16 protein-coding genes are annotated in these 18,422 nt (G+C 71.4%); 7 read left to right on the forward strand and 9 right to left on the reverse strand.

Going from position 1 to position 18,422, the window contains the following annotated elements; translation table 11 throughout:
• Nucleotides 1-49: 49 nt before the first annotated feature.
• Both ACPEEZ_RS12785 and ACPEEZ_RS12790 read right to left on the reverse strand, forming a co-directional pair.
• Nucleotides 50-1,033: an intradiol ring-cleavage dioxygenase gene (locus ACPEEZ_RS12785; RefSeq protein WP_423919687.1), complete on the reverse strand. Its 984-nt coding sequence runs from the start codon at nucleotides 1,031-1,033 to the stop codon at nucleotides 50-52.
• A gap of 130 nt (nucleotides 1,034-1,163) precedes the next feature.
• On the reverse strand, nucleotides 1,164-2,171 hold the full coding sequence (locus ACPEEZ_RS12790) for an EamA family transporter (protein WP_423919689.1): 1,008 nt from the start codon (nucleotides 2,169-2,171) through the stop codon (nucleotides 1,164-1,166).
• Between the two features lie 92 nt (nucleotides 2,172-2,263).
• On the opposite strand from ACPEEZ_RS12790, the gene ACPEEZ_RS12795 reads away from it, so the two are divergent.
• The gene (locus ACPEEZ_RS12795) at nucleotides 2,264-2,824 is read left to right on the forward strand and encodes a CGNR zinc finger domain-containing protein (protein ID WP_423919692.1); all 561 of its coding nucleotides are present in this window, start codon (nucleotides 2,264-2,266) and stop codon (nucleotides 2,822-2,824) included.
• Here ACPEEZ_RS12795 and ACPEEZ_RS12800 read toward each other — a convergent pair.
• The 3 genes from ACPEEZ_RS12800 to ACPEEZ_RS12810 all read right to left on the reverse strand — a co-directional run bounded on the left by ACPEEZ_RS12800 (nucleotide 2,821) and on the right by ACPEEZ_RS12810 (nucleotide 5,248).
• On the reverse strand, nucleotides 2,821-3,606 hold the full coding sequence (locus ACPEEZ_RS12800; RefSeq protein WP_423919695.1) for a ThuA domain-containing protein: 786 nt from the start codon (nucleotides 3,604-3,606) through the stop codon (nucleotides 2,821-2,823). The genes ACPEEZ_RS12795 and ACPEEZ_RS12800 overlap by 4 nt on opposite strands.
• Nucleotides 3,603-4,799 carry a Gfo/Idh/MocA family protein gene (locus tag ACPEEZ_RS12805; RefSeq protein WP_423919698.1) on the reverse strand — a complete coding sequence of 399 codons (1,197 nt, stop codon included), beginning with the start codon at nucleotides 4,797-4,799 and terminating at the stop codon, nucleotides 3,603-3,605. The genes ACPEEZ_RS12800 and ACPEEZ_RS12805 overlap by 4 nt, the downstream gene beginning before the upstream one ends.
• A 131-nt stretch (nucleotides 4,800-4,930) precedes the next feature.
• Nucleotides 4,931-5,248: a hypothetical protein gene (locus ACPEEZ_RS12810; protein ID WP_423919701.1), complete on the reverse strand. Its 318-nt coding sequence runs from the start codon at nucleotides 5,246-5,248 to the stop codon at nucleotides 4,931-4,933.
• Nucleotides 5,249-5,435: 187 nt separating this feature from the next.
• Between ACPEEZ_RS12810 and ACPEEZ_RS12815 the strand changes: the two genes are divergently transcribed.
• The 6 genes from ACPEEZ_RS12815 to ACPEEZ_RS12840 all read left to right on the forward strand — a co-directional run bounded on the left by ACPEEZ_RS12815 (nucleotide 5,436) and on the right by ACPEEZ_RS12840 (nucleotide 12,842).
• A complete protein-coding gene (locus ACPEEZ_RS12815; protein WP_423919703.1) occupies nucleotides 5,436-6,908 on the forward strand; it encodes an alpha/beta fold hydrolase in 1,473 nt (490 codons plus the stop codon).
• The gene (locus ACPEEZ_RS12820) at nucleotides 6,905-8,476 is read left to right on the forward strand and encodes a GMC family oxidoreductase (protein WP_423919705.1); all 1,572 of its coding nucleotides are present in this window, start codon (nucleotides 6,905-6,907) and stop codon (nucleotides 8,474-8,476) included. The genes ACPEEZ_RS12815 and ACPEEZ_RS12820 overlap by 4 nt, the downstream gene beginning before the upstream one ends.
• 370 nt (nucleotides 8,477-8,846) lie before the next feature.
• On the forward strand, nucleotides 8,847-9,800 hold the full coding sequence (locus tag ACPEEZ_RS12825; RefSeq protein WP_423919708.1) for a diacylglycerol/lipid kinase family protein: 954 nt from the start codon (nucleotides 8,847-8,849) through the stop codon (nucleotides 9,798-9,800).
• 263 nt (nucleotides 9,801-10,063) lie between these two features.
• Nucleotides 10,064-10,633, forward strand: coding sequence for a hypothetical protein (locus ACPEEZ_RS12830; protein WP_423919710.1), 570 nt, complete (start codon nucleotides 10,064-10,066; stop codon nucleotides 10,631-10,633).
• Nucleotides 10,630-11,448, forward strand: a complete 819-nt coding sequence (locus ACPEEZ_RS12835; RefSeq protein WP_423919713.1) for an ABC transporter ATP-binding protein — start codon at nucleotides 10,630-10,632, stop codon at nucleotides 11,446-11,448. The genes ACPEEZ_RS12830 and ACPEEZ_RS12835 overlap by 4 nt, the downstream gene beginning before the upstream one ends.
• Nucleotides 11,445-12,842, forward strand: a complete 1,398-nt coding sequence (locus ACPEEZ_RS12840; protein WP_423919716.1) for an FtsX-like permease family protein — start codon at nucleotides 11,445-11,447, stop codon at nucleotides 12,840-12,842. The genes ACPEEZ_RS12835 and ACPEEZ_RS12840 overlap by 4 nt, the downstream gene beginning before the upstream one ends.
• Before the next feature lie 166 nt (nucleotides 12,843-13,008).
• Here the strand turns inward: ACPEEZ_RS12840 and ACPEEZ_RS12845 are convergent, their stop codons facing one another.
• The 4 genes from ACPEEZ_RS12845 to ACPEEZ_RS12860 are packed head-to-tail and all read right to left on the reverse strand — an operon-like array spanning nucleotide 13,009 to nucleotide 18,374.
• Nucleotides 13,009-15,144 (reverse strand): glycoside hydrolase family 2 protein, encoded by a 2,136-nt coding sequence (locus ACPEEZ_RS12845; RefSeq protein ID WP_423919719.1) that lies wholly within the window; start codon nucleotides 15,142-15,144, stop codon nucleotides 13,009-13,011.
• A gap of 2 nt (nucleotides 15,145-15,146) precedes the next feature.
• A complete protein-coding gene (locus ACPEEZ_RS12850) occupies nucleotides 15,147-16,079 on the reverse strand; it encodes a carbohydrate ABC transporter permease (protein WP_423919722.1) in 933 nt (310 codons plus the stop codon).
• A 2-nt stretch (nucleotides 16,080-16,081) separates the two neighbouring features.
• On the reverse strand, nucleotides 16,082-17,002 hold the full coding sequence (locus tag ACPEEZ_RS12855; RefSeq protein ID WP_423919724.1) for a carbohydrate ABC transporter permease: 921 nt from the start codon (nucleotides 17,000-17,002) through the stop codon (nucleotides 16,082-16,084).
• Between the two features lie 10 nt (nucleotides 17,003-17,012).
• Entirely contained in the window at nucleotides 17,013-18,374 is a 1,362-nt protein-coding gene (locus tag ACPEEZ_RS12860; protein ID WP_423919727.1) for an ABC transporter substrate-binding protein, read from the reverse strand.
• Between the last annotated feature and the right edge of the window lie 48 nt (nucleotides 18,375-18,422).

The raw sequence follows: 18,422 nt of genomic DNA on the forward strand, positions 1-18,422 counted from the left end.
CGCGCGTCGGCCGCGAGGAGGCGCGGGTCGGTTCCGCAGGAGACGCGCGCTACCGACTCCCCGGCGCCCGGCCTCCGCCGCCACCGGGTGCGGAGCCGGCCTCCGGAGCCGTCCTCGTGTCGACCCGCGCGGTGAGCGCGAGCCGGTACCCCGACGTCGCGTCGCCCGTGACGACCGGCAGCTGCAGCGCACCGCTGTCGTCGCTGAACACGTTGTCGCTCGCCAGCGTCACCTGGCTCAGGTTCTTCGTCGATCCGGAGTAGTCGGACAGCGCGTAGACCGTGCGGCATTCCGCCTCGGGCAACGCGAGCTGCGACGTCGCGACGGCGTTGGTCGCGTCGGTGATCGAGTCGACGTCGGGATAGACCTCGAAGTGGATGTGCGGCCATCGCCCCGAGTAACACGCGGGAAAGATCGACGTGAACCGCACCGTGCCCGATGCGTCGGCCACCTGCACTCCCCGCAGGTACGTCTCGTCGGTGATGCCGTCCGAGTACATCGAGTAGCGCCCGGCGGCGTCGCAGTGCCAGACGTAGACGGCGGCGTTCGCGAACGGCACGTCACCGTTCGCCATGTCGAGCACGGTGAGGTCGAGTGCGATCGGCACGCCCGCGGCCGTCGTGCCGCCGTCGAGGCTCGTCCTGATGTCGCTGCGGACGATGCCGCTCTGCTCGAGGATGTCGGGGCCGTTCGACCCGTCGCCCGGGTACGGGCCGGCCGTCTCGTCGGGGATCTCGCCGGCGGGCAGCGCGTCGCTCGTACCGGTTCCCGAGCCGCCCGTGGCCGAGCCCGTGGGTGTTCCCGTGGCCGTGGGCGCGCCCGCTCCTGAGCCGCCGACCACGGATGTGCACGCGGCGAGCGCGAGCGACCCGGCACCGAGGCCGAGGAGTCCGAGCACGCGGCGCCTCGTGACGAGTGTGCCGATGTCGAAGGCGACGCCCTGGTCGACGACCTCCTCGTCGGCTCGGGCGAGCAGGCGGCCCTCGTAGGCCGGGCCGTCGGGGGTGTGCTGGGGCTCGGGGATGCGCGGCATGGCGTCTCGTCTCGTCGGCGTCTCAGGCGATGCGACGGCGTCTGCCGCTCGCAGACGACGAGTGTCGCCCGGCCGGCCATGCGCCGCCGATGGGATTCCTCTGCGGCCGCTATGAGCCTCCTCGTCCGGCTCAGGACGCTGGCGCGGTGGGCGCCGCCGCCGCGGGCCCCGCAGGAGGCGCGGGTGCGGCCGTCGCCGCGAGCGCCGGTTCCGCAGGAACGGGCTCGACCTCGGCGTCGCGGGCCGACCGCACGGCGACGATGCCGGCGAGGATCAGCCCGCCGCCGACGAGCTGCAGTGCGGTCAGGCGTTCGCCGAGCAGCAGCCACGCGTAGAACGCCGCCGCCGCGACCTCGAGCAGACCCATGAACGATGCCAGGCGCGAGCCGAGCATGGCTCCAGAGGTGATGCCGGTGGCGTAGGCGAGCGCCGTGGCGATGACGCCGACGATCAACATCGGCAGCCACCACGGCATCGGCGACCCCAGCACCGTCACGTCGACGGTCGCGATCGTGAACGGTACGACGCCGGTCAGGCCGACCAGTCCGAGCAACACGCCGCCGACGAGCAGTCCGAAGGCGGCGAGCGCGATCGGCGGCAGCCCCTCGGCGGGTCGGGCCGCCAGCACGAAGTAGCCGGCGACGCAGGCCATGGCGCCGATGCCGAACGCGACGCCCACCGGGTCGAGGCGCACCCCGCCGCCGGGCGAGACGACGAGCACCAGCCCGGCCGCGGCGACCACGGAGCCGATCAGGACGAGGGCCGACGGCCGCCGGCGCGTGACGGCCCAGGCGACGGCCACGAGCAGCAGCGGGGCCATGTACTCGAGCAGGATGGCCGTGCCCACGGGGATGCGCTCGATCGCCGCGAAGTAGAACACCTGAGTTCCCGCCACGCCGATCACGGCCATGCCGAGCACGCGCCAGCGAGCCCGCCAGACCGGACGCAGGTCTCCGCGCAGGGCGACCAGCGCGATCGGCGCGAGCAGGACGCCGCCGATCAGGGCGCGCACCGTGACGGCGGCGACGGGGCTCCAGCCGCTCTCGAGCAGCGGTTTGACGAACGGACCGGAGACCCCGAAGGAGGCGGCGGCGACGACGGCGACGAGAAGACCGGTGGTGAGGTGGTGACGCGGCATGGCGACGGCTCCGGCGGCGAGGACTCAGGACGAGTGAGGGGTGACGAGCGTGTGAATCCTGACGTTAGACTCGGCGCAGATAAGGAGTCAAATTGCTTTTTGCCCCTGACACGGAAGCGGCGCTCGAGTTCGGCGTCCTGCTCGCGAACACGGACCCCGGCGCGAGCAGATCAGGAGACGACGAGCTCACCACGAGGGAGGCCCTGGCCACCCTGCTGGCGGGCTTCGGGTTCTCCGGTCGCATCGACGGCGACGACGCCGAGCTCGAGGCCGTGCGGCAGGCCCGCACGCGCCTCCGGAGTCTCTGGTCGCTCGAGCGCGACGCCATGGTGCCGGAGATCAACGACCTGCTCGCTCACCTGAACGCCGTCCCGCGGCTCGAACGGCACGACGGGATCGACTGGCACATCCACGCGACGGAGCAGACGGCGCCGCTCGCCGACCGCCTGCTGGTCGAGGCGGCGATGGCCCTCGTCGACGTGATCAGGACGGACGCGACGGACCGCCTGCGGCGCTGCGCCGCCGACGATTGCGACGGCGTGCTCGCCGATCTGTCGCGCAACGGCTCGAAACGGTTCTGCAGCGTGCGCTGCGGCAATCGCATGAACATGGTCGCGTTCCGCGAGCGGCGGGCGACCGAGACGTCGGCCTAGACCCCCGACGCACCGCCCTCGAACCAGCCGAGCGGGTGCTGGTCGGCCGTGAGCTGCCGACGCGGCCCGGTCGGCCGGGCCCAGCGGACACCGTTGGCGATCACGCGCTTGATGTCGGGGTGGTGGTAGACGGGGTACTCCTGATCTCCCGGCGAGAAGTAGAACAGCTTGCCGAGACCGCGCCGGTACGTCACGCCCGATCGGAAGACCTCGCCACCGGTGAACGTCGACAGGAAGACGAGCTCGTCGGGCGTCGGGATGTCGAAGTACTCGCCGTACATCTCTTGCTCGGGGATGACGATCGGGCTCGGCACCCCCTCGGCGATGGGGTGCGTGGGGGCGATGGTCCAGACGAGTTCGCGTTCGCCGTCGTTGCGCCAGCGCAACGAGCACGTCGTGCCGAGGAGGCGCGTGAAGACCTTCGAGTAGTGGCCCGAGTGCAGCACGATCAGGCCCATGCCGGCCTGGACGTGCGCGACGACCCGGTCGACGACGTCGTCCGACACCTGGTCGTGGGCGACGTGCCCCCACCAGAGCAGAACGTCGGTCTCGGCGAGGCGCTGCTCGCTCAGGCCGTGCTCCGGGTCGGTCAGGACGGCCGTCGACACGTCGACGTCGTCGCCCAGCGTCTCGCGGAGTCCGGCCGCGACGGCTCCGTGGATGCCCTCGGGGTAGTTGCGGTTGACGATCTCGTCGCCGCGGCTCTCGTGGACGTTCTCGTTCCAGACGACGACCCGCAGGGGCGCGTCCTCCTGACGAACCGACTCGCGTGCGTCGCTCATCGCGCGCCTCCCTCGATCTCGTCGCTCGGCACGAGCACCTCGCGACCGGCCTGCGCAGACGCGTAGATCGCGTCGACGACACGACTGCGGTGCAGGGCGTACTCGCCGTAGTGACCCGAGAAGCGGGCGGTCCCGCCGGCCGCACCCGTGCCTCCTGAGTTCTCGCCCGACCGGATCGCGGCGATGAAGCCCTCGATCACCGACTGGTGGTGACCGCCGGGCACCGTCACCTGAGGACGCGACACCGTCGGCGCCCCGAGCACGTCCGAGTACAGCTCGAGGGTGCCCTGCGTCGCATAGTCGTCGACGTGCAGGCGGGCACCGCCGACGGAGCCGAGGAGCTCCACCTCGATGTCCTCGTGAACTTTCGAATAGGAGGCCCAGGAGGCCTGGAGCTGCAGACTGCGGCCGTCGGTGAAGCGCAGCAGGGCGCTGGAGAAGTCCTCGACGTCGAAGGGGGCGTCGGTGCGGGCCGAGATCGCTCCGCGGGCGGCGCCGCCGCGACCGGCCGGGCCGAGCTCGCCGTACGCGACGGCCGAGACCGTCTCGACGACGGGCTCGCCGAGCAGGTACAGCGCGATGTCGAGCACGTGCGAGCCGAGGTCGATCATCGGGCCGCCGCCCGCCGCGCTCTTGTTGGTGAACCAGGACCCGAGGCCCGGGATGCCCGCGCGCCGCAGCCAGCTCGCGCGCGTGTGATAGATCGAGCCGAGCGGATCGGTGTCGAGGTAGTCCTTGAGGAACGCGACGTCCGCACGGCGGCGGTGGTTGTAGGCCACCTCGAGCACGCGGTCGGCGTCGCGGGCCGCCCGCACCATCTCGGCGGCCAGGTCACCGGTCGTCGCGAGCGGCTTCTCGCAGAACACGTGCTTGCCCGACTGCAGGGCGGCCATCGCGATCGGGTGGTGCAGCGCGTTGGGCACGCCGATCGAGATCACGTCGAGGTCGGGCATCGCGACGACGTCCTGCCAGTCGGCGACGAGCCGCTCGACACCGCGCGACTCGCCCAGCTCGTGCAGTCGCGCCTCCTCCTGACCGGCCAACGCGACGACGCGGGCGCCGGGCAGGGCAGTGAAGGCGTCGAGGTGCGTGCTGCCGGCGAAGCCGAGGCCGATCACGCCGACGCGCAGGTCGGCGCCGTCGGGACGGGTCTCACTCGGGGCGGATGGGGTGCCGGACTGATCGAACGTCATCGTTTCCTCTCGTGGTCGGCGGACGCACTCGAGGGCCGCGTCGCTCACCGGTAGCCACCATCGTATCGATTCGACCGTGGGATGCCACTGTGGGTCGCCGTCGCCGTAGCCGTCGCCGAGGAGGCGCGGCGTCAGTGGGCGGCGTCGTCCTCGCGCTGGTTGACGATGCTGCCGGCGGCCTTCTGCAGGATCTCGTCGGCGGGGCGCCCTTGCTCGGCCGCCAGTGCACTCGACAACCCGGCGGTGAGGGCACCGCCGGTCGCGGCGAGCGACTCGACGACGAGTTCCTGTCGATGCGTCATCGGCTCGTCGATCAGTCCGTCGACCGTGTCGCGGAGGTTGTCCTCGGCACTGACGAGGCTCTCGGTGTCTCCGGAGTTCAGCGCGGCCGCGTGCGCGACCACGGCCAGCCCCAGCTGGGTCGCGACGTCGTCAGGATCGTTCGTCATGCCCCCCACGCTAGGCAGACCCGGCACACCGTCCACGCAGCTTGTCCCCCGATCTCGCTCGCGCCTCCTTAGCACCGCGACGGGTCACGCGCCCTCCTGAGGGCGGGTGACGGGGGTCGGTCGTAGCCTGACGCTGCCCGGCCGTGATGCCGACACGACCCGGGCCGACCGTCTACGAGGAGCACCCGTGCCCACCGCCACCATCCGCCCCACCCTGTTCTGCCTGCACGCGCTGGGCATGAGCCGCGACGAGTTCGCTCTCGTGTCGACCGAGCTGGCCGACGAGTTCGACGTCGTCGCGCTCGACCTGCCCGGCTTCGGGGAGGCCTCGACCGCCGACGGCGTCACGATCGACGACACGGTCCGCGGTGTGACGCGGCGCATCCGCGACCACGGCGCCACGCGCTGGCTGCTCGTGGGCCACAGCATGGGCGGCAAGATCGCCTCGATCGTCGCGGCGCGCACCCTGGCCGGGCGCGGCGGGCTCTTCGGCCTGGCCGGCGTGGTTCTGCTCGCGGCGTCGCCGCCCTCCCCGGAGCCGATGGACGACGAGCGCCGACAGACCATGATCGACTGGGCTGCACCCGGTCGTCTGGACCACGCCGCGGCTCGGGACTTCGTCGACGGCAACGTCGGTGCTCCGCTGCCCGAGGCGCTCGACGGTCAGGCCGTCGCCGACGTGCAGCGCAGCTCGGCGGAGGCGTGGACGGCCTGGCTCGAGCGCAGTAGTCGCGAGGACTGGTCCGCCGAGGTCGGCACGCTCGACCTCCCCGCCCTCATCGTCGCCGGGGGTGCGGACGGCGACCTCGGCCCCGATGCCCAGCGAGAATTGAACGGGCGTGTCTACCCGCGGGCGCACCACCTCGTGCTCGACGGCGCCGGTCACCTGCTGCCGCTCGAGCGACCGGCCGAGGTGGTCACGGCCCTGCGGCGGTTCTGGCACGACGACGCCGGGCGCTCCCCCGAGATCGCCGCGGACTTCTCGCGCACCATCGCCTCGAGCCGGACCGCCTCGAACACGCGCGGCATCATGGCTCGACGGGCGGTCGCGGACGACCCCCGCTACACACCCCGCGCGCTGACGGCCGCCCAACTCGACACGCTGCGCGTGATCGCCGACCGGGTCGTACCCCAGGACGACCCCGAGCACGCGATCGATCTCGCCGCCCGGGTCGACGCCCAACTCGCGGCGGGCGTCGGCGACGGGTGGCGCAACGCCGACCTTCCCCCCGATGCCGAGGCGTACGCCCGCGGCCTCGACCAGCTGGCCGACTTCGGATCGCTGACGGACGCGCAGCGGGACGAGCGCCTGACCGCGATCGTCGCCGGCGAGTACTCGGGCGGTGCTGCTGCCGTCGACGACGCCGGCGGTGCTGCTGACGGCGCGGCCGGCGCTGCTGCCGACGTCGCGACCGGCGGGGGCGCCGCCGCGTCGACAGACCAGGAGGCGCGGCGCCTGACCCCCGCACAGCTCACGGCCTGGTTCGAGGACTGCCGCGTCGACCTGGTCAAGCAGTGGCTCGCGCACCCCTCGACGATGCAGCGGATCGGCTTCGACGGGTTCGCGAACGGACGGGCCGGACGGGGCCTGCAGGGATTCACCCGGTTCGGAGCCGGACAACGAGAAGGCTGGGAACCAGCCATGGAGGTCACCCGATGAAGCTCGACGCGCAGCGCACCTACGACACCGACGAGGTCGTCGACGCCGTCGTGATCGGCACGGGCGCCGGTGGCGCCCCGATCATCGCCGAGCTGGCGAAGGCGGGCCTGTCGGTCGTGGCCCTCGAGGCCGGGACGAACTTCGAGCCCGAGGACTACACGCAGGACGAGATCGAGTCCGTCACGATCAACTGGATGGACGAGCGCCTCAGCGGCGGCGAGACGCCGACGGCCTTCGGCCAGAACAACAGCGGCAAGGGCGTCGGCGGGTCGACCCTGCACTGGGGTGCGTTCACGCCCCGGCCGGATGCCCGCGACCTGAAGCTCAAGACCCTGACCGGCCAGGGCGAGGACTGGCCCGTCGACCACGACGAGCTCACGGGATACATCGAGCGCGTGGAGCACTTCGTCGGCGTCTCGGGCCCGGCCGACTACCCGTGGGACCCGACGCGTTCGTACGAGCTGCCGCCTCCCGCCCGCAACGCGTCCTCCGACATGATGATCCGTGGCTGCGAGGCCGTCGGGCTCCGGGCGACGGATGCTCCGGCCGCCCTCGTCACGCGCGACTGGCAGCAGGACGAGGTCGGCACGCGACCGGCCTGCGTCGGCTGCGGCGGTTGCCACCAGGGCTGCCGCAGCGGCGCCAAGGTCAGCATGGACACGACGTACCTGCCGCTCGCCGTCGCGAACGGCGCCGAGATCCGCGCCGAGTCGACCGTGACCGGCATCGAGCTCGACGAGGCGGGCGAGGTCCGCGCCGTCGTCTACCGACGTGGAGGGGTCGAGTACCGTCAACGCTGCGCTGCGCTGTTCCTCTGCGCCGGGGGCGTGGAGACACCGCGCCTCCTGCTGCACACCGGCGTCGGCAACAGCAGCGACCAGGTGGGCCGCAACTTCATGGCGCACGGCGCCACCCAGGTCTGGGGCACCTTCGACGACGAGATGCGCGGCTACCGCGGCTACCCGTCGTCGATCATCACGGAAGACACGATGCGCCCCGAGGGTGTCGACTTCGTGGGCGGCTATCTCATCCAGAGTCTCGGCGCGATGCCGTTGACACTCGCCACGACGCTCGCGCGCGGCGCCGGCCTCTGGGGGCGCGCGCTCGTCGACGCGCTCGACGACTACCGCTACATGGCCGGCGTCGGCATCAACGCCGAGTGCCTGCCCAGCGAGCAGAACCGACTCGTGCTGTCCGAGGACGAGGTCGACGAGAACGGCGTGCCGAAGGCGATCGTCACCTTCACTCCGGGGCCGAACGAGAAGGCCCTCGACGAGCACGCCATCGCGACGATGCGCTCGATCGTCGAGGCCGCCGGCGGGCGCGACATCCGCGTGCTCGCGCGGACGGCGCACACGATCGGGACCTGCCGCATGGGCACCGACCCCGCGTCGGCCGTGGTCGACCCCGACGGGCGCAGCTTCGACGTGGCCAACCTGTGGATCTGCGACAACAGCGTGTTCCCGAGCGCGGTGGTCGCGAACCCGGCGCTGACGATCATGGCGCTCGCGCTGCGGACGGCCGAGCGGTTCCTGGCGGCGCGGGCGGCCCTGCCCGTCGCGGCCTGACAGGCGCCCCGGAGGTCGGCGGCGCGCTCGGCGGCGACACCGTCGACGGGTTCGGCGGCGACGTCAAGAGCGCCTGCCGAACGAGGAGGGCGCGGCCACCCGTGAGATGACCGCGCCCGGTGCCGGTGTTGTTCTGCATGAGCTTCACGGGCAGGGATGCAGTGCAACACCGGCCATGAAAGCGCTGAACGCTTCCAGCCCGTAGGACGGTACGCCCCTCGTCCGGGGTGCGTCCAGGTGGGGTACAGAGGTTCGATCAGCCCGCCCGCGGACGCGACCCCCTGTTCACGAGGCGACGGGACAGGGTTAGCTGAGACGAGCCTCCTGCACTCCCGTCCCGCCTCCCGCCCCTCGCTCGAAGAGAGTCCTCATGCGCGCCGCCGTCGTCTACAACCCCATCAAGATCGATCTGGATGCCGTGCGGAAGGTCGTCACGGCCGAGGCGGCGGACGCCGGATGGGACGAGACCCTCTGGTTCGAGACGTCGGCGGAGGACCCGGGTCGCGGCGCGACCGAGCGAGCGTTGGAGGCGGAGGTAGACCTGGTCATCGCGGCCGGCGGAGACGGCACGGTGCGCATCGTCGCCGAGGCCCTCGCCGATCGGGACGTACTCCTGGCCCTGCTGCCCTCGGGCACGGGCAACCTGCTCGCCCGCAACATGGATCTCACCCTCGACGACGTCGAGCACTCGATCCACACGGCCTTCACCGGCACGGAGCGCAAGGTCGATCTCGGCCGCATCGAGATCCGCCGCGAAGACGGCACCGTCGCGAAGCACGCCTTCCTCGTGATGGCGGGCATCGGCATCGACGCCAAGATGCTCGCGGCCACCGATGAGGACCTGAAGGCCAAGATCGGCTGGCTCGCCTACGTCAAGGCGATCATCACCGCCCTGCGCGACGACAACACGTTGCGCCTGCGCTACCAGCTCGACGACGGGCCGACGAAGCGGCTGCACGCGAACACCGTCATCGTCGGCAACTGCGGCACGCTGACGGGCAACATCCTGCTGCTGCCCGATGCGGCGATCGACGACGGCCTGTTCGACGTACTGCTGCTCAGGCCCGAGGGCATCGGCCACTGGCTGCAGATCATCGGCAAGGTGCTGATCGAGAACGGACTGATCCGGCGCACGCCGCTCGGCAAGCTCGTCGGCGAACGCTCGATCGAGGCGCTCAACTACGTCACGGCCAAGCGTCTGACGGCACGCCTGCAGGAACCTCAGGAGATCGAGCTCGACGGCGACGGCTTCGGCCGGGCGGTCGGGTTCCGCACGACGGTCGACCCGGGCGCGCTGCGCATCCGCGTCCCCGCCGAGGCGTAGCCGCCGCGGGCAGCTCCCGTCGTGTCGTGTTCGCGGCATCGTGTCGCGTTCGAGCGCCACACGATGACGCGAAGACGACGCGACGCCGCTCCGAGCCGAGGAGGCGCGGTGCGGCAGCGCGCGGACGCACGGGACGACCCTGAAGGGCGGCCCCGCGGCGCAGGCACCGCGAGACCCCACCCACTCGCCGGGGGATATCCCCCGAACGGGTCCGGGTGCAGCCGTCCTGGGCCCGCAAGGCCCACCCGGCGAGGCTTGAAGGCATGAACACGACGCACTCTCCCTCTCCTGACAAGCCGACCCGCACCTCCTCGTCCTCCCGCCGCGGCCGCGTCGCGCCGCTCGTCGCCGTGGTCGGCGCGACGGCGTTCGCAGCCATCGCCTTGACCGGCTGCGCCAGCGGCGTGGAAGCCTTCAAGTCAGCCGTCGGCGCCCAGCAGGTGCAGCAGCGGCACTACGACCGCTGGAACGTCGCGCCGACGCACGCGACGTCGACCGACCTCGCCTGGTTCCTGCCCTCGTGGGTGCCGTCCGACGCGACCGACATCGACGTGCGCCTCGACACCGAGAAGCCCGGGTACGAGATCGCGTTCACCTCGACGACCGGCGTCGACCCGGCCCGCTGCACCCCGGTCGACGGGGACCTCGGCGGCCCTGCGCTGACCCCCGACGTGCTGCCGACGACCCTGCCCCACACGGGACTCGTCAGCTGCGGCGACGGTCGCGTCACCGCCGAGGTCGACGGCCGGTGGTACGGCTGGACGACACTCGAGCCCGTCCCGGGCGACGACGGCGCGACCACGCTGCGCAGCGACGGGACGCCCGCGTCATGAGCGACCGGACCTCTACTCCCCTGACCTCCTCGACCGCCTCGACCGCCTCGCGGCAGGTCGGCACCTCAGGAGGCGCGGCGCCGGTCGCCCGCCTCGAGCACGTCTCGAAGTCGTTCGGTCTCGGTGCCGGGCGGGTCGACGCGCTGCGTGACGTGTCGCTCGACCTCCATGCCGGTCGCTTCACGGCCGTGATGGGCCCGAGCGGTTCGGGCAAGTCCACCCTCATGCACATCACGGCCGGGCTCGACCAGGCGACATCGGGCCGGGTGCTGCTCGGCGACACCGACATCACCGGGCTCGACGACACGCAGCTGACGCTGCTGCGACGTCGGCGCATCGGGTTCGTCTTCCAGGCGTTCAACCTGGTGCCGACCCTCGACGTGTCGGCCAACATCGAGCTGCCGTTCCGGCTCGACGGGCGCCGGGCCACCGCCGACGAGCGCGCGTGGATCGACTGGCTCGTCGGCACGCTCGGCCTCGGCGCACGCCTGACGCATCGTCCGCACCAGCTCTCGGGCGGCCAGCAGCAGCGCGTCGCGATCGCGCGGGCTCTCGCGACCCGACCGGATCTCGTCTTCGCCGACGAGCCCACCGGCAACCTGGACTCGGCGACGGGCCGCGGCGTGCTGGACGTGCTGCGCTCGGCGACCCGCGACCACGGTCAGAGCATCGCCATGGTGACCCACGACCCCGTGGCGGCGAGCTACGCCGACCGCGTCGTCTTCCTCGCCGACGGCGCGCTCGTGCACGAGATCGGCCCGAGCACCCCGGCCGAGGTCTCCGCCGTGATGCTCGACCTGGAGCGGGCGGCATGAGCACGCTCGACCACCTGCGGGAGCACCGGCCGAGCATCGTCGTCTCCGCGCTGGCCACCACGTTCGGCGTCGGCCTGCTCACGGTGACGCATGTCTTCGCCCAGCTCGTCGCGCGCGACGGAGCCGTCTCGTCGAGCCCGACCGTCGCGAACCTGCTGTCACTCGTCGCCTCGGTGTTCGTCGGCCTCGCCCTCTACGTCGGGGCCGTCGTCACCGCGAACACGTTCGCGACCGTCGTCGCCGGGCGTGCCCCGACCATCGCGCTGCTGCGGTTGCTCGGCTCGTCGGCTCGCGCCCAGCGGCGGGCCGTCGCGCGCGAGGGTCTCGTCGTCGGAATCACCGGAGCCCTGCTCGGCACCCTGCTCGGCACGGGACTCGTCATCGGTGCCGTGCGCGTGCTGGTCGGTCAGAGCCGACTGCCCGACGCCGACTACTCGTTCGTGTCACCGACGACCGTGCTGCCCGCCGTCGCGGTGGTGCTGACGACGGTCGCCGCCGCCTGGGTCGGATCGCGCAAGGTGCTGCAGGTGACACCGTTGCAGGCGACGGCCGCGGCGCAGGACGAGCCCGTCGGGTCGCGTCCCCGTCGGGTCGGCCGTGCCGTCGTCGCGGGTCTCCTCATCGCCGGCGGCGGCGTGCTGGTCGCGGCCGGGGTCGTGCTCGGGTTCGCGGACGCGAGCGGCGTGCTCGTCGCGTTCGTCGGCGGCGTCGTATCGTTCACCGGCGTCGTGGTCGGCGCGCACGTGATCATGCCGGCCGTGTTGCACGCCGTCGGCCGCTCGTTCGGCACGGGTCAGGTCGCCCGGCTCGCGGCCGAGAACGCCGTGCGTCAGCCCGAGCGGAGCACCCGCGCGACGATCGGCATCGTGATCGGCGTGACACTCGTCACGACGCTCGCCGTCGCGCTCGAGACACTGCGGACGTTCATCGACACGATCGTCGACGATCCGTCGTACGCGGCCGAGCTCGACACGATGTTCACGACGACGCTCGCCGTCATGATGGCGCTGGTCGGCTTCTCGGCCGTGATCGCGGCCGTCGGCATGGTCAACGACATGTCGCTCAGCGTGCTGCAGCGTCGGCGCGAGCTCGGGCTGCTGAGGGCCGTCGGGGCGACGGCCGCGCAGGTGCGCCGGATGATCCTGCTCGAGGCCGCGCAGATGTCGGTCACGGCCGTCGCGGTCGGCGTCGTGCTCGGAATCGGCTACGGCTGGGCCGGCGCGCAGGCGCTGCTCGGGTCGGCGGGTCAGGGCGCGCTCCTCCCGCCGTCCCTGCCCGTCGGCGTGCTCGTCGGGCTCGCGATCACGGCGGCCCTACTCGCCGGAGCCGCCGCGCTCGTCCCGGCGCGGCGGGCGACGGCGACCACGCCGGTCGAGGCCCTGGCCGCACGCTGAGCCGGGCGGCCCGGGGTCCCGTCCACCGATCGGGTACTAGCCACCCGTGTCGTGTCGCGTTCGCGGCGTCGTGTGGTGTTCAGGAGCCACACGATGACGCGAACGCAACACGACAGCAGCGCGGCGGCGCGGCAGCGCGGCAGCGCGGCAGCGCCGCAGCGCCCCGTCAGCTCCGCGCGCCGCGCCGGTTCGGCTGCTCGACCTCGGCGGCGTCGAGGTAGCTCCGCGCGACGAGGCTCCCCTCGGCGTCCGTGGCCCAGATCAGCAGCCGCCCGGGGCCGCTCCTGGCCGGCACCATCAGTTCGACGGCGGCCGACAACTCGAACGGCCGCGCCTCGACCGGCTCGGAGAGCACGTCCGGCCGCCGCACGGGATCGAGCGGCGCTCCGGCCGGCAGCCACGCGGCCGAGACAGTCGCGACGAGGGGCTCGGCGCCATGCGTCGAGACCTGCACCGCGAGCGCGAACGGCTCCGCGGGAGGCTCGATGTCGGCCCCGGCCGCGAGCGGCACGAGGTCGAGCACGAGCACGGTCTCGGCATTGACGTCGCTCGGCACGCAGCCGCCGCCGTCCTTCGGCCGACGGTCGGTCGTGAGCAGCCCCGCCGCCTCGTGCTCGACGTCGGCGAACTCGGTGTACACGTAGCCGGCGAACCGGTCGTGCCGACGCATCTCCTGCGTCTCCCACCGCAGGTGCCAGGCGCGCTCGAGACTCGTGAACCCCTCGCCGTACTCGCTGTTGAGCAGCGGCACCCCGCGACGGGGGAAGTCGGCCGACCCGTACAGCGACTTGTCGACGACGAAGTCGGGCCCGAGCCGCACGGGGAACGTCTCGCGGCTGCCGTCGGCCAGAGCGGCCATCACACGGCGCCACTCGGCGAGGTCGGGCTCGTAGTAGTGCCAGTCGACGAGGTCGCTCCGGACGTGCGCCCATCCCGAGTTCTCGACGATCGGCCGGGTGTCGTCGAGGGCCCGCAGCGCGTCGTAGGCGTGCACCGCCGCGGCGGCCCGGGACGCACTGCCGGGGATGTCCCAGTCGAGCCCCCACTCCTCGTTGTACAGACCCCAGATGACGATCGACGGATGGTTGCCGTCCCGCTCGACCATCGCCGGCAGCTGGGCCTCGAAGGCCCGGGCCGACTCGTCCGAGAACCGGCTGGGGCAGGGCGGCTCTGCCCAGACGAGCATGCCGGTGCGATCGGCCTCGTGCAGCCAGAGCGGCTCCTCGAACTTGAGGTGCTTCCGCACGAGGTTGTAGCCGAGGTCGCGCGCCAGCACGATGTCTCGGCGCAGCGACTCGGCATCGGGCGCGGTGAGACCGCTGTCGGTCCAGTACCCCTGGTCGAGCACGCCCTTCACGTACAGCCGTCGGCCGTTCAGGAGGAGCTCCTCGCCCCGGGTCTCGATCGAGCGCAGACCGCCGGTCACCACGACGACGTCCGGCTGCTCGTCGCCGACCGTGATCTCGACGCGGTACAGGTGCGGGTCGGTCGGGGACCAGAGTCGCGGGGTCGTGACGTCCAGGCGTCCCGACGCCGCGCCTCCGGCGTCCGTCGTGAGGTCGAGCGTCTCGCCCGACTCGACGACGCGGGCGCGCACGGACGCGCCGGCGGGCTCGTCTCCTGAGACGACGACGGACACGTCGAAGCCCGTCAGGCTGTCACCACGCAGGCCGACCTCGCGGGCGTAGCTGCGGCCGCGCGCCTCCAGCCAGACGGTCTGCCAGATGCCGGAGGTGGGCGTGAACGCGACACCGTCGTAGTCGTCGCGCGGGATCGACCGCTGCTTGCCGTGCGGGATGGCGCGCTTGTCGGCCGGGGCGTGCACCTCGACCGTGAGCTGCGAGGCGATGCCCGGCAGCAGGTAGTCGGTCACGTCGAACTCGAACGACTCGTAGCCGCCCACGTGCTCGCCGACGACGCTGTCGTCGAGGCGGACGACGGCGTGATGGTGCACCGCTCCGAACGAGAGCACGACGCGCGAGCCGGCCCACTCCTCGGGCACGGTCACGGCGCGGCGGTACGTCGCCCGCTCGAGCCAGGTGCGCTCGACGCCCGACGCGACAGTCTCCCAGGCGAACGGGACGGTGATGGTCGACGCGGCCTGGTCGCCGTCGAAGTCCCATGTGCCGTTGAGGTTCAGCCAGCGGGCCGACCGGTCGCGATCGGGTCGGGGGTACTCGGGTCGGGGCACGACCGCGCCGTCCACGGCGTCGGGCGCCGCGTCGGTCGTCGCCGTGCCGACGAGCGTTCCGGAGGCGCGGGTCGAGTCGGACGCGGAGGTGTCGGTGGAGGAGAGGGTCATGGTCAGCCTTTCACGCTTCCGGCGAGGATGCCGTTGATGAAGTGGCGCTGCAGCACGATGAACAGCACCAGGAGTGGGATGAGGGCGAGCGAGCTCGCGGCGAGCAGTTCGCCGGTCACGGTCGCGTAGTCGGCGCCGATGCGGTTGCCCGAGATGTTCTGAGCCAGCGTCGAGAGGACGACCTGCAGCGTGGCCATCCGGTCGGAGCTCGCGATCACGACCGGCCAGACGAAGTCGTTGTAGATGTTCATGATCGTCAGGACGGCGAGCCCGGCGAGACCGGGCCGGATGACCGGCACGACGATCCGCCAGAAGATTCCGAACTCGCTCGCGCCGTCGACGCGCGCGGCGTCGAGCAGCTCGTCGGGGACGGCGGCGATCACCTGACGCATCCAGAAGATCGCGAACGCGTCGACCGAGCCCGGCAGGATGAGCGCCTGGTAGGTGTTCACCCAGCCGAGCGCCTTCATCTCGAGCAGCAGCGGCAGCACCAGCACGATCGTCGGCAGCATGAGCGTGACGAGCACCGCCCCGAACACGAGCCCCTTGCCGACGAAGTCGTACTTAGCGAACGCGAACGCCGCCAACGGCGCGAAGACGAGGGTGATGGCTCCCTTCGCGACGAGCACGATGCCCGTCACCAGGAACCCGTGCCCGATCGGCACGTCGGCGAGCATGGCGCTGAAGTTCGACAGCGTGAACGACGTCGGGTCGATGCCGAGCGGGTCGGTGATGATGTCGTTCGCCGGTCTGAACGCCGAGGTGAGCGCCCAGACGACCGGCGCGAGGAACAGCGCCATGAGCACGAGCAGGAACGCGTGGGCGGCGACGGGCGGTCGTCCACGCCGGATGCGCGCGACGGGTGGCGCCGCCTCCTGCGTTCTCGACGCCGTCGACACGGGACGTCGCCGCGTCGGGGCCGTGGTGTCGGCCATGGTCAGTCCTTCGCTCTCAGCAGTCGGACGAACGCCAGCGACACGATCATGACGAAGACGACGAGCAACAGGGAGTTGGCTGCCCCGGTGCCGAGATCGGCCCGGGTGATGTGGTTGTAGAGGTAGTAGCCGGCCGTGGTGGTCGAGCCGTACGGGCCGCCCTGCGTCACGACGAACGGCTCGGCGAACATCTGGAACACCGCGAGGGTCTGCAGCACCACGGCGAACATGATGGTGCGGCGCAGCAGGGGCACCGTGATGCTCCAGATCTGCCGTGGTCGGCTCGCGCCGTCGAGCCCGGCGGCCTCGTACACCGAGTGGTCGATCGACTGCAGCCCCGACAGCAGGATGATGACGATGAACCCGGTCGTCTTCCAGAGGAAGAGCAGCGCCAGGGTCGGCTTCGCCCACGTGCTCGACGTCAGCCAGGCCACGTCGGGGATGCCGACGAGCCCGAGCACCGCGTTGACGGCGCCGTGCTCCTGATCGAACAGCACGACCCAGATCTGCCCGACCGCCACGAGCGGCGTGACGAACGGGACGATGAACGAGACGCGGTACATGCCGCGGAGGCGCATCTTGGCCGAGTCCAACAGCACCGCCACGATCACGGCGAGCACCATCTGGACGGGGATGATCAGCAGCCACAGCACGCCCGAGTTGGCGAGCGACCCCCAGAAGCCGGGGTTCGTGAGCAGGTACGTGTAGTTGCCCCAGCCGACCCACTCGGCCGCCCCGGCACCGCGCCAGTTCGTGAAACTGAGGCGGGCCGTGAAAATCAACGGGTAGACGCTGAACGCCGCGAAGATGACGACGAACGGCAGGACGAACAGATACGGGGCCGCGAGCCGCCGGAGGCGCGGGCCGCGGTAGCGACGCCGCGCCCCGGAGGCACGGGGAGGGACGAGAGAGCCGGTGGTCATGACGAGGCGGTCACTGTCGGTCGACGAGGTTCTTCTGGATGTCGGTCGTGGCGTTCTCGATCACCTGATCGGGGCTGAGGTCGCCGTCGTACATCTTCTGCAGGTCGTTGCCGAGGTACTCGGTCGAGCCGTTCCACCACGGCGGGATGGGTGTGCCGCGCGGGATCTCCTGACCGGCCTTCGTCGCGACGGACCACAGGTCTTGGCCACCGAGCGCGGCGACCTTGCCGAACAGCGGCTTCGCGGGGTCGGCGGCCGGCGTGTACGCCGGGATCGACGTGTTGAGTCCGTCCGGGTAGACCGAGCTCGGGCCCCAGACCGCGCTGTAGCCCTTCTCGTCGTACATCAGGAACTTGTAGAACAACCACGCGAGGTCGGCGTTCTTGCCGTCCTTCGGCAACACGAACGACGAGCCGCCCATGGCGCCACTCCGCGGGCCGCCCTTCTCGAACGCCGGCAGCGGCATGGCCCGCCAGTCGGTGTTGTTCGCGCCGAGCAGCTGCTGCGGGGCGAAGCTGTACCAGATGGCCCAGGGGTAGAAGACCTCCTTGCCGCCGGTCAGATCGGCGATGTCGCTCGGGCCGAGGTACTCCGACCGGTCACCGAGGCCGTCCTTCTGGATTCCGTCGAGCATCGACAGGATCTTCTTGTACTCGGGGCTGTCGAGTCGCAGCTGGCCCTTCTCGTCGGCGATCGACGTGCCGAGCTGGCTGGCGAACATCTCCAGTTGCAGCTGGCCGAGGAAGGCGCCCTGCTCGAGGTGGATCGGCTTGGAGTCGGGCACGGCCTGCTTGTACTGGCGTGCGGCGGCGAGGAGGTCGTCGTAGGTCTCGATCTTCCCGGCATCGATGCCGGCGGCCGACAGCGCGGTCGCGTTGTAGTAGAGCAGACCGGGGTTGAGGTCGTACGGCACCCCGTAGATGCCGCCGTCGACCGTGTTGACGTCGACCTTCTGCGGCGCGATGTCGTCGACGTACGGCTTCAGCACGTCGCTCAGGTCGTAGAGGTACTTCGAGTACGCACCGACCATGGCATCGTCGAGGAAGACGCCGTCCGGCACGTCGGACCCGGTGATGAGCGTGTTCTGCAGCTTCGCGTCGATGTCAACTGCCTGGTGGTTGACCTTGATGTCGGGGTACTTCTTGTTGAAGTCGGCGATCACGCCGTCGAACACGTCGTAGAGGTCGCCCGAGCGGTCCCAGATGGTGATCGTGCCCTTGGGGTCGTCCCCGGTCGGAGCCTGGAGTCGCGACGACGTGTCGGCGCCGCCGCCGTCGATGCTGGGGCCGCACGCGGTGAGCGCCAGCGCGGTGATCGTGGTGAACGCGCTCGCGGCGGCGAGGCGGCGTATCCGTCGGGTCGGTCGGGTCATGTCGGGAACACTCCTTCGTGTTTTGCCATCGTGTGCAAAAGCTAGCCT

The organism is Frigoribacterium sp. 2-23 (assembly GCF_049601585.1).
Lineage (GTDB): Bacteria > Actinomycetota > Actinomycetes > Actinomycetales > Microbacteriaceae > Frigoribacterium.